General features: G+C 76.6%; 7 protein-coding genes. 3 read left to right on the top strand and 4 right to left on the bottom strand.

Going from position 1 to position 7,760, the window contains the following annotated elements; translation table 11 throughout:
- Together AC5FZL_RS13770 and AC5FZL_RS13775 are read left to right on the top strand one after the other, a co-directional pair.
- A partial coding sequence (locus tag AC5FZL_RS13770; RefSeq protein WP_493619458.1) for a S1C family serine protease occupies positions 1 to 1,017 on the top strand: 1,017 nt, incomplete at its 5' end.
- A complete protein-coding gene (locus AC5FZL_RS13775; RefSeq protein WP_493619459.1) occupies positions 1,018 to 1,416 on the top strand; it encodes a twin-arginine translocase TatA/TatE family subunit in 399 nt (132 codons plus the stop codon).
- A 3-nt stretch (positions 1,417 to 1,419) separates the two neighbouring features.
- Here AC5FZL_RS13775 and AC5FZL_RS13780 read toward each other — a convergent pair whose 3' ends face one another.
- The 4 genes from AC5FZL_RS13780 to AC5FZL_RS13795 all read right to left on the bottom strand — a co-directional run bounded on the left by AC5FZL_RS13780 (position 1,420) and on the right by AC5FZL_RS13795 (position 6,731).
- Complete coding sequence (locus tag AC5FZL_RS13780) at positions 1,420 to 2,607, bottom strand: Mrp/NBP35 family ATP-binding protein (protein ID WP_493619460.1); 1,188 nt, start codon at positions 2,605 to 2,607, stop codon at positions 1,420 to 1,422.
- Between the two features lie 87 nt (positions 2,608 to 2,694).
- Entirely contained in the window at positions 2,695 to 4,770 is a 2,076-nt protein-coding gene (locus AC5FZL_RS13785; protein ID WP_493619461.1) for an ATPase, T2SS/T4P/T4SS family, read from the bottom strand.
- 70 nt (positions 4,771 to 4,840) lie between these two features.
- The gene (locus tag AC5FZL_RS13790; RefSeq protein ID WP_493619462.1) at positions 4,841 to 5,377 is read right to left on the bottom strand and encodes a DUF1003 domain-containing protein; all 537 of its coding nucleotides are present in this window, start codon (positions 5,375 to 5,377) and stop codon (positions 4,841 to 4,843) included.
- A complete protein-coding gene (locus AC5FZL_RS13795; RefSeq protein WP_493619463.1) occupies positions 5,370 to 6,731 on the bottom strand; it encodes a magnesium transporter MgtE N-terminal domain-containing protein in 1,362 nt (453 codons plus the stop codon). The genes AC5FZL_RS13790 and AC5FZL_RS13795 overlap by 8 nt, the downstream gene beginning before the upstream one ends.
- A 40-nt stretch (positions 6,732 to 6,771) precedes the next feature.
- Here AC5FZL_RS13795 and AC5FZL_RS13800 point away from each other — a divergent pair, with 40 nt between their 5' ends.
- A complete protein-coding gene (locus AC5FZL_RS13800) occupies positions 6,772 to 7,746 on the top strand; it encodes a PhzF family phenazine biosynthesis protein (protein ID WP_493619464.1) in 975 nt (324 codons plus the stop codon).
- Positions 7,747 to 7,760 lie beyond the last annotated feature (14 nt).

A 7,760-nucleotide genomic window follows, 5' to 3' on the forward strand; every position in this document is an offset into this window, starting at 1 on the left:
GGCGTCGGCGGGCCCGGCCCGACCCTCGCCGGCGCGGAGGACCCCCCGCCGGCGGGCGGCGCGAGCACCCTGCCCGCCGACGGCTCCGTGCGCGACGTGGCCGCGGTGGTGCTGCCCTCGGTGGTGAACATCCAGGTCACCACCGACGAGGGCACGGGCTCCGGCTCCGGCTTCGTCATCCGCGAGGACGGCCTCCTGCTGACGAACAACCACGTCATCGAGGGCGCCGCGGACGGCGGCGGCGTCGTGACCGTCGTCTTCGCCGACGGCAGCGAGGCCGAGGCCGAGGTGGTCGGGCGCACCACCCCCTACGACCTCGCGGTGCTGCGCGTGGACCGCGACGGCCTGGTGCCGCTGGAGTTCGCCGACTCCTCCGGCGTCCTCGTCGGCGACGAGGTGGTGGCCGTGGGCGCTCCGCTGGGCCTGCAGGGCACGGTGACGACCGGGATCGTCAGCGCCCTGAACCGCCCCGTCGCGGCCGGCGAGCAGGCGCAGAGCTACATCAACGCCATCCAGACCGACGCCGCGATCAACCCCGGCAACTCCGGCGGGCCGCTGGTGGACCTGCAGGGCCGCGTCGTCGGCATCACCTCGGCCATCGCGCAGGCGCCCGGCGGGCTCGGCGCGCTGGGCGGCGCGGGCAGCATCGGCCTGGGGTTCGCCATCCCCAGCCGGCAGGCCGTGGCCACCTCCCAGGAGCTCATCGACACGGGCCGGGCGACCTACCCGGTCATCGGCGTCTCCCTCGACGACCGCTACCGCGGCCCGGGCGTGAAGGTCGTCGACGGCGACACCCCCGCCGGCCCGGCCGTCGTGCCCGGTGGCCCCGCCGACCGGGCGGGCATCGAGCCCGGCGACCTCATCACCGAGTTCGAGGGCCGGCCGGTCACCGCCAACGACGAGCTCATCGTCGCCATCCGCGCGCAGCGGCCCGGTGACGCGGTGACGCTCACGGTCCGCCGCGACGGCACCGACCGCGAGGTCGAGCTCGTCCTCGACGAGGCGGAGGAAGACTAGGTGTTCGGCGTCGGCCTCGGGGAGTTCACCGTCCTCGCGCTCATCGCCCTGCTCGTGGTCGGGCCCGAGCGGCTGCCCGGCTACGCCCAGCAGCTGGGGCGGCTCGTGCGCGAGGGGCGGCGCGTGGCGCTCGGCCTGCGCGAGCAGGTGCGGGAGGAGATCGGTCCGGAGTTCGACGAGGTCGACTGGCGCAAGCTCGACCCGCGCCAGTACGACCCGCGGCGGATCGTCCGCGACGCGCTGGCCGAGGCGTGGGAGGACGAGTCGCCCGCGAGCGCGCGCGCCGCCCGCCAGAGCCCGACGCGGCGTCCCAAGCCGCCCGCGGGCGGTGGGGGCGCCCGGCCCGCCGCCCGGTCCGCGGACCCGGACGAGACGCCGTTCGACGCCGAGGCGACCTGACGCTCAGCCGACGGGCGTGATCCCCAGCGACCGCCCCGCCAGCCCGCGGGCGCGGTGGCCCAGGCGCTGGGCGAGCTCGAGCAGCACCACCGCGGCGGGGGAGCCCGGGTCCGAGAGCACGACCGGCGTGCCGGCGTCCCCGCCCTCGCGCAGCGCGACGTCCATCGGCACCTGGGCGAGCAGCGGCACGTCGGCGCCGACCTCGGCGGACAGCCGGCGGGCGACCTCGGCGCCGCCGCCGGCGCCGAAGACCTCCATCCGGGAGCCGTCCGGCATCGGCATCCACGACATGTTCTCCACCACGCCGGCGATCTTCTGGCCGGTGCGCACGCCGAGCTGCCCGGCGCGGATCGCCACGTCGGCGGCGGCGGGCTGCGGGGTGGTGACCACGACGAGCTCGGAGCCGGGCAGCAGCTGGGAGACGCTGATCGGGATGTCGCCGGTGCCCGGGGGCAGGTCGAGCAGCAGCACGTCGAGGTCGCCGAAGTGCACCTCGGTGAGGAACTGCTGCAGCGCCCGGTGCAGCAGCGGGCCGCGGTGCATGACCGGCTGGCCGTCGGGCACGACCATGCCCATCGAGATGACCTTCACGTCGTGCGCCACCGGCGGCAGGATCATGTCGTCCAGCCGGGTCGGCGTCTGGGTGGTGCCCAGCAGCGCGGGCACGGAGAAGCCGTGGACGTCGGCGTCGACGAGGCCCACCCGCAGGCCCTGGGCGGCCATCGCCACCGCGAGGTTCACCGTGACCGTCGACTTGCCGACCCCGCCCTTGCCCGAGGCGACCGCGTAGACGCGGGTCAGCGAGCCGGGACGGGCGAAGGGCACCTCGCGCTCCCCGCCGGAGGTGGCGCCCGGCCCGCGCAGCGTGGTGCGCAGGGCGGCGCGCTGCTCGGCGTCCATGACGCCGAGGTCGACCCGCACGGCGGTGACCCCCGGCACGGCGCCGACCGCAGCGCTGACGTCGCGGTCGAGCGTGTCCTTGAGCGGGCAGCCCGACGTGGTGAGCAGGACCTCGACCAGCACCGCGCCGGTGGTGGAGACCTCCAGTGCGCCGACCATGCCGAGGTCGGTGATCGGCCGGCGGATCTCCGGGTCGAGCACACCGGTCAGCGCGGCGCGGACGGCGTCCTCCGAGGGCGCGGAGGGCGCCGACGGCGCGCTGGGCGTGCGGCCGCGCAGGAAGGGGGTCACGCCCCGAGCCTAGGCGCCGCTGGCGGGAGCGCCGGTCGGGTGTCAGAACGACGACGAGCCGGAGCGCGCCGTCGTTCTGACACCGGCTCAGCCGCGGGTGACCGGCGTGCGGCACCAGGGGCACAGCGCCCAGTCGTGCTGCAGCGGGCGCTCGCAGCTCGTGCACGCCCCCGTGTCGAGGGACACCGCGCACCACGGGCAGGCGACCATGCCGGGCTCGACGGGGCGCTCGCAGGACGGGCAGGCGCGCGAGCCCCGGCCCCCGCGCCCGCTCGGGCCGGCGTCGTCGGTGGAGGTGGCCCGCAGGGCCTCCTCGAAGGTGGTCAGGCCGGCGCGGGCCTTGGCGATCGCGCCGGCGCGCAGGGTGGTCATGCCGTGCGCGCGGGCCATCGCGCCGACGGCGGCCTCGGTCGGCTCCTTGAGGAGCACCTCGCGGACGGCGGAGCCGACCTCGAGCACCTCGAAGACGGCGGTGCGCCCGCGGTAGCCGGTGCCACCGCAGTCCGTGCAGCCGGTCCCGCGCAGCGGGGTGGCGTCGACCAGGTCGGCGGCGCTCAGCCCGAGCAGGAGCAGCGTCGCGTCGTCGGGGGTGTAGGGCTTGGCGCACGTGGGGCACGGCGTGCGGACCAGGCGCTGGGCGACCGAGGCGGTCAGGGACGAGGCGACGAGGAACGGCGGGGCGCCCATGTCGACGAGGCGGGTCAGGGCCGCCACGGCGGAGTTCGTGTGCAGGGTGGTGAGCACGAGGTGGCCGGTGAGGGAGGCCTTGAGCGCCAGCTCGGCGGTCTCGGTGTCGCGCACCTCGCCGACCAGGACGATGTCGGGGTCCTGGCGCAGGATCGAGCGCAGCCCGGCCTCGAACGTCATCCCCGCCTTGGGGTTGACCTGCACCTGCGTGATGCCCGGCAGCTGCACCTCGACCGGGTCCTCGAGGGTGACGATGTTCTTCTCCGGCGTGAGGATGTGCGACAGCGCCGAGTAGAGGGTGTTCGTCTTGCCCGAGCCGGTCGGGCCGGTGATGAGCACCAGGCCCTGCGGCACCGAGAGCGCCCGGGCGAAGACGTCGCGCTGGGCGGGCTCGAAGCCGAGGGCGTCGAGGGTCGGCACGTCCGTGCCGCGGGTGAGCAGCCGGATGACGACCTTCTCCCCGTGCAGGCCGGGCAGGGTGGACACGCGGCAGTCGACCGGGCTGCCGTCGACGACGATCCGGGCGCGGCCGTCCTGGGGCAGGCGCCGCTCGGCGATGTCCAGGCCGGAGATGATCTTCAGGCGGCTGATCACCGTGCCGGCGGCGCGGCGCGAGGTGGTCATGACGTCGCGCAGCAGGCCGTCGATCCGGTACCGGACCCGCAGCTGCTCGCGCTGGGTCTCGACGTGGATGTCGGAGGCGCGCAGGCGGACGGCGTCCGCGAGGATCCGGTTGACCAGGCGCACCACGGGGGCGCTGTCGTCGCTGGCCTCCGCCCCGGGCGTGCCCAGGGCGGCGGAGGCGGACATCCCCAGCAGCCCGTCGCCGTCGTCGAGCAGCCCGTCGACGTCGTCGCCCACGGCCGTGACGCCCGAGGCGTCCTGGCCCAGGGACCAGGCGCGGGCGAGGTGGTCGCGGATCTGGCTCTCCGTGGAGACCACGACGGTGAGCTCCGCGGCGCCGGTGTGGAGCTTGACGTCGTCGAGCGCCAGCACGTTGGTGGGGTCGGCGACCGCCACGACCAGGCCGGTCGGGGTGCGGTCGACGACGAGGATCCGGCTGCGCTCGGCGACCTGCTGCGGCAGCAGGCGGACGACGTCCGGGGCCGGCGCGGTCCACGACAGGTCGATCACGGTGAGGCCGAGCTGGTCGGCCAGCGCCTGGGCGATGCCGCGCTCGTCGGACAGGCCGAGCTCGACGACGAGCTCGCCGAGGCGGCGCCGCGGCCCCGTGGCGCGCTGCTGCGTGCTGAGCACCTGCTCGAGCTGCTCGCCGGTGAGCACGCCGGCGTCGACGAGCACGTCGCCCAGCCGGCGGCGCTGCAGGGACTGCAGGGCGGTGGGGGCGGCGCGCAGCGGCAGCGAGCCCATCGTCGCCGACGGCGCGGGGGACGACGGGTACGCGGCCGACGTGGGGCGCGACGGCGGCTGCGCGGGCACGGTCGGCACGGCGGGGGCCCGGTGCGGGAGCTTCACCCGGTGCCCATCGGCAGGAGCAGCGCCGAGGTGAAGCGCTGAGGTGGATCGCTGAGGTGGAGCGCCGGGGTCAGCGCTCTTCCCGCGCCTCGCGGCCCTCGCGCCCGTCGCGGTCGTCCAGCTCCTCCAGCAGCGCCCGCAGCTCGGAGCGGACGAAGTCGCGCGTGGCGACCTCGCCCAGGGCGATCCGCAGCGCGGCCACCTCGCGCGCCAGGTACTCGGTGTCGGCGAGGTTGCGCTCCGCGCGCTGGCGGTCCTGCTCCAGGCCCACCCGGTCGCGGTCGTCCTGGCGGTTCTGCGCCAGGAGGATCAGCGGCGCGGCGTAGGAGGCCTGCAGCGACAGGATGAGGGTGAGCAGCGTGTAGTTGAGCGCGCGCGGGTCGAACTGGGCCGCCTCGGGGGCGAAGGTGTTCCACACCAGCCAGGCCACCACGACGACGCTCATGTAGAGCAGGAACGTCGGCGTGCCCATGAAGCGGGCGAAGCCCTCCGACAGCCGGCCGAAGCGCTCGGGGTCCATCCGCGGGCGCCGCACGAGGCCCTGGCGGACCTCCAGCGGGGTGTCCAGGGCGTCGCGGCGGCGGACGGGGTCGCGGTCCTCAGGCACCGGGCACCCCCGGTGCGCGCACCGCGGTGGCGCCGCCCGGCGCGGCGGGGCTCCCCGCGGCGGGGCTCCCCGCGGCGGGGGGCTCCGGCTCGTCGTCGCGCTCGCGCCAGTCCTCGGGCAGCAGGTGGTCGAGGACGTCGTCCACCGTCACCGCGCCGAGCAGCCGGCCGGCCGGGTCGGTCACCGGGAGGGACACGAGGTCGTAGGTGGCGAGGCGCCGGGTGACCACCGCGAGCGGGGTGTCGACCGAGAGCGCCTCGACGTCGGAGTCGAGCATCCCGCCGATCGCCTCGTGCGGGGCCTCGCGCAGCAGCCGCTGGAGGTGGACGATCCCCAGCAGCCGCCCGGTGGGGGTCTCCGTCGGCGGGCGGCAGACGAACACCGCGGCCGCGAGCGTCGGCGGCACCTCCGCCCGCCGGACGGTGGCCAGCGCCTGGGCGACCGTGGCCTCCGGCGGCAGCACGACCGGCTCGGTCGTCATCAGGCCGCCGGCGGTGTCGTCCTCGTAGGCCAGCAGGCGGCGGACGTCGCGGGCCTCGTCGGGCTCCATGAGCCGCAGGAACTGCTCCTGCTGGTCCTCCGAGAGCTCCCCGAGCAGGTCGGCGGCGTCGTCGGGCTCCATCGCCTCGAGCACGTCGGCGGCGCGCTCGCGGCCCAGGGCGGTGAGGATCTCCACCTGGTCGTCGGCGGGCAGCTCCTGCAGGACGTCGGCCAGCCGCTCGTCGTCCAGCTCGGCCGAGACCTCCACCCGGCGCTTGCCGGCCATGTCGTGGAGCAGGTCGGCGAGGTCGGGCGCCTTCATCTCCTCCATCGAGGCGGCCAGCAGCGCGGCGCCCTGGTCGCTCTGGGCCGTGAAGAGGCCCGCGACGTCGTGGTAGTCCACCAGGTGGGTGGTGCCGCGGCGGCGGCCCAGCGCGCTGCGGCGCGCCCCGGCGTCCTTGCGCACGAAGACCCGGGCGAGCTCCCAGTCGCGGTTGCGCTGCTGCTCCAGGGCGACGTCCTCGACGACGACCTCCGCCGGCCCGTCGTCCCCGGCGACCGACGCCGACAGCACGACCGTGCGGTCGAGCAGGTCGGTGAGCACGAGCACCTCGGAGGGGCGCTGCTCGAAGCGCCGCATGTTCAGCAGGCCGGTCGTGATGACCTGGCCGGCGTCCATGCTCGTCACGCGGGTCATCGGCACGAAGATGCGCTTCTTGCCGGGCACCTCGACGACGAGGCCGACCGCGCGCGGTCGGCGCGTCCCGCGGGGCACGACGACGACGTCGCGCACCCGCCCGACCCGGTCGCCCAGCGGGTCGAAGACCGGCAGGCCGGCCAGCCGGGCGACGAAGACGCGGGAGGGGGCGCTCACGGTCTTCGAGCCTAGCCGCCCGCGCCGCTAGCCTCCCCGGATGAGCGCGCCGGAGCAGCTGGAGTTCGAGGTCGTCGACGTCTTCACCGACCGCCCCTTCGCGGGCAACCCCCTCGCGGTGGTGCTGGGCGCCGAGGCCCTGGCCACCGAGCAGCTGCAGGCCCTGGCCGCGGAGTTCGCGCTGTCCGAGACCGCCTTCCCGCTGGCCCCGAGCGAGGCCGAGCGCGCCCGCGGCGTGGACTACCGGCTGAGGATCTTCACCCCCGGCACCGAGCTGCCGTTCGCCGGCCACCCCTCGGTCGGGACGGCGTGGCTGCTGGCCGCCCGCGGCGCGCTCGCGCCCGGGCGGGTGGTGCAGACCTGCGCGGCCGGCGACCTGCCCCTGGAGGTGGCCCCGGACCTCGGCCCGGTGCGCCTGACCGGGGGGACGCCGACCTGGCGGGGCGACGTCGACCCCGCCCCGCTGCTCGAGGCGGTGGGCCTGCCCGCGGTGGAGCTCGACCTGGCCGCGGGCGGCACCGGCGCCGCCAGGGCCGGGACCGGCGTGGAGCAGGTCCACGTCTTCGTGCGCCCCGGGGCGCTGGGCGTGCTGCGCCCGGACGCCGCGGCGCTCGCAGCGCTGCCGGCGCGGGTGCCGCCGGGCGCGGCGGCCCTGGCCGGGCTGCTCGTGGTCGGCTGGGAGGGCGGCGAGGGCAGTGCGGCCGCACCGGCGCGCGCCCGGGTGCGGATGTTCGGCACCGGCATCGGCGTCGACGAGGACCCGGCGACCGGGTCGGCGGCCCTCGGCCTCGGCGTCAGCGCGGTCGCCGCCGGCCTGCTGCCCGCCGACGGGCCCTCGGAGCTGCTCGTCTCCCAGGGCGTCGAGATGGGCCGGCCCTCCTCCCTGCACGTGCGGGTGGTCGCCGAGGCGGGGCGCGCGACCTCGGTCTCCGTCGAGGGCGGCGCGGTGCGGATCAGCGCCGGGCGGATCGCCGTCCCGCCGGCTGCAACAGGAGCGGCCCCCGCGGCGTCGTAGGGGCATGAGCGGGA

It is taken from the genome of Quadrisphaera sp. DVD1 (assembly GCF_058932755.1).